Below are 2,829 nucleotides of genomic sequence, written 5' to 3'. Positions count from 1 at the left end.
AATGGTGATAGGTAATCCTTTGAAGCAATCTCCAGATTTTCCCCCACCTCACGCCGGGCGTGCACCTTTCAGCGCACCCGGCGTACCATCAAACTGATTTACTTTCTTCCTTCAGATTTCAATACCACTGCACCCTCACGAGTACAGCGCACTCACAAATTTCACGGTTTGAGTTTATCTCGGTATTTCATGATTTTGCGCACCGCCTTTGCTTCCAGCTCAGGCGGTATAGGGCTGTTATGAACCATGCGGTGGCACGATTCGCAGAGCCATGCCAGATTGGGAACTTTATTGATTCTTTCGATTGGAAGCTGGTTGTCGATGTGGTGACAGTGTTTTGGAACTGTTATGGAAAATGGTTTTCCGCAGCATTTGCACTTTCCCTTATCCCGGTTATAGGCATACTCGCGGTTCATGAAGTATTCAAAATTTGCTTTCCAACGCTTTCCGTCTGCATAGCAGGCAAGGGCAATATCCTCCGGGGTATTGATGGATGGCCGGTCACAGGGCAGCGGTTTGTGTTTGTTTCGGTAGTTCACGTACCGCCTGCGGCCCTCCACTGTGTAAGGGGTCATCTTCTGGTCAAATGGCTTGCTCTCATACCGGCTGTGCGTGATAAACGCATAGGTGATTCCAAACCATTTTCCCTCAATGGGAATTGCAAAGGTTTTGCTCTCATATCCTTCGTGCCTGTGCGGAAGATTGCAGAGCGTTTTCAACGGAACCTGCATCTGGTTATACTGCTTCGGAAACAGCCTTTTCCAAACAGCCAGTGCCGCATTATTCACTCTGCGGTCGATTGCGTGATAAGCGTGTGAACAGATGGACGGCTGGTAATACTGCGCCAGTCCCAGAATGATGGAATTTACATATTGTATCTGGGCGGCCTGTGTGTTGGGCTTTGAATATAGCTCGATACGGTGTACTTGCTCCAGCAGATTCCCAATTTTCTTGGACAGCCGTTCCATATCCGGCAGTGGTTTTCCTACCAAGTGTTCCGTCCACGTTGCGGGGTCAGGCGTTTTGCGCTTTTGCTCCGCCTTGACGATGTAACCGAGGAAATGTATCCCTCCCCTCCGTAAATCGGTTACATAGGTCTTTTCCTGCGACAGTTCCAGTTTCAGTTTTTGCTTAAAGTATTTTGTCAACTCACGCTTCATACGGAACGCTTCCTTTTCCGTAGAAGTCAGCACCACCCAGTCATCGGCATAACGAAAATTGTACTTTGGGGTGGTTCCTGCCCATTTCAGCCTTCGGGTATCGTTACATTTGTGTTTGCATTTACGATGCGGCTCCATGTAGGTTCGCCCCACATACCAGTCAAAATCGTTCAGATAAATGTTCGACAGCAGAGGGGAAAGGATTCCTCCCTGCGGTGTGCCGGTTTCCGTTTTGTGGTACAAATCCCGTTCGATATACCCGGCTTTCAGCATTTGGCTGATGATTTTCAGCAGCCGTTTATCATGGATGCCCATTCGCCATACTTTTTGGAGCAGTATCCGGTGGCTGATGTTGTCAAAACACCCTTGAATGTCACCTTCCACTGCCCACACAGCCTGGTCGGGGGATTTACACCCGGCGTTGATTACATTGATAATGTCCCGGATTGCGTGCTTTTGTGACCGGTAGGGGCGGAAGCCATAGCTGTGCGGATAAAATCTCGCTTCGCATATTGGCTCTATGATTAGCCGCACACATTCCTGTATGATTCTGTCCAGTACCGTAGAGACTCCCAGCGGCCGCATTTTGCCGTTGCTTTTTGGAATATATTCACGGCGGGCTGGTTTGGGCTGGTAATTGCGAAAACACGATTGAATCAATAAAATCAGTTCATCTTTTGGCATTTGCAGATATTTGTCCATTTTCACCTTGTCCACTCCGGCGGTTTTACTACCCTTGTTGGATTTGATGTTATGGATGGCGGTCACAATGGTGACTTCGTGCGCCATTGCTTCCACCAGTCCGGTGAACGAAACGCCTTGCCCGGATTTCTCATAGAGCATATCCTGAATGGCTTTCAGTTCCGTTTCCGTTGAAAATCTGACGTTCAAATGCACAAGGTTTTCACCTCGCAGTTCGTCACCCATCTTTCAGGGAGTTATTGGATTTTCGTTTTGTGAAATTTGTGAATCAGTTTGACTCGTACCCTTCGCCGTGGAGCATTTCAGCCCCGTGTAGCTGGCATTACCCAGCCGCAGACTACTATGGTACGGCTGACTTCCTGTATTCTTCGCTGTGCTGTAACACTCCAAATACAGGCTCTCAAACGTTCCTGAATCTCTATCCTTGCGGTCATTGCTGACCATTGAAACCCTTAGGCCGCTACCTTACACCGGGAAAATCTAACCATGCTTTGAACCACAGTTTTTGCATGATTCCATGTGGACATTTCATTCCCCAGGGCGTGTGCAGAAAAACCAGCCACACACGCTTTTTCCAATGTTCACCCTTTCGGATGCCGTCTACTCTTACGATGCTGCATAGCTTTCACTTACGAATAGCCATAGGTTTCGGAAGCCCGCACCATTATTCTCCATGCCCCCTTGCAGGGTTTAGGTTTTCAGGTTACGACTTCACCACGCTTTGTACCCAGCGCATTTACAGATGCGCAGCGCACAGTGGAGTATTAGCTCTCGTACTGCCTGCGGTTTGACAGACCGCTATGGAATTGCTCCTTTCCGGCGTTGGTTCTGTACGGCAGGGGAATTTCACCCCTGATTTCGAGATTCAAGTTCTCTGTGATATTTTCTTATTGCTAAGTGCAATCACATGGCGCTGTTCGTCCTTGCTGTCAACAAGGGCTTATGCACAACGTTTCGCACGGTTCTT

1 protein-coding gene is annotated in these 2,829 nt (G+C 48.6%); it reads right to left on the bottom strand.

Features of this window, described 5'->3' with window-relative positions; all coding sequences use genetic code 11:
- Window positions 1–161: 161 nt before the first annotated feature.
- A complete protein-coding gene (gene ltrA, locus ACESSZ_RS16305; RefSeq protein WP_216880740.1) occupies window positions 162–2,057 on the bottom strand; it encodes a group II intron reverse transcriptase/maturase in 1,896 nt (631 codons plus the stop codon).
- Between the last annotated feature and the right edge of the window lie 772 nt (window positions 2,058–2,829).

Origin of the sequence: Eubacterium sp. 3_1_31, from assembly GCF_964249515.1 — a bacterium.
In the GTDB taxonomy this organism is placed as follows: domain Bacteria; phylum Bacillota_I; class Bacilli_A; order Erysipelotrichales; family Erysipelotrichaceae; genus Longicatena; species Longicatena caecimuris.
The sequence above is the reverse complement of the archived record's forward strand: the minus strand, read 5'-3'. Positions and strand labels throughout refer to the sequence as shown.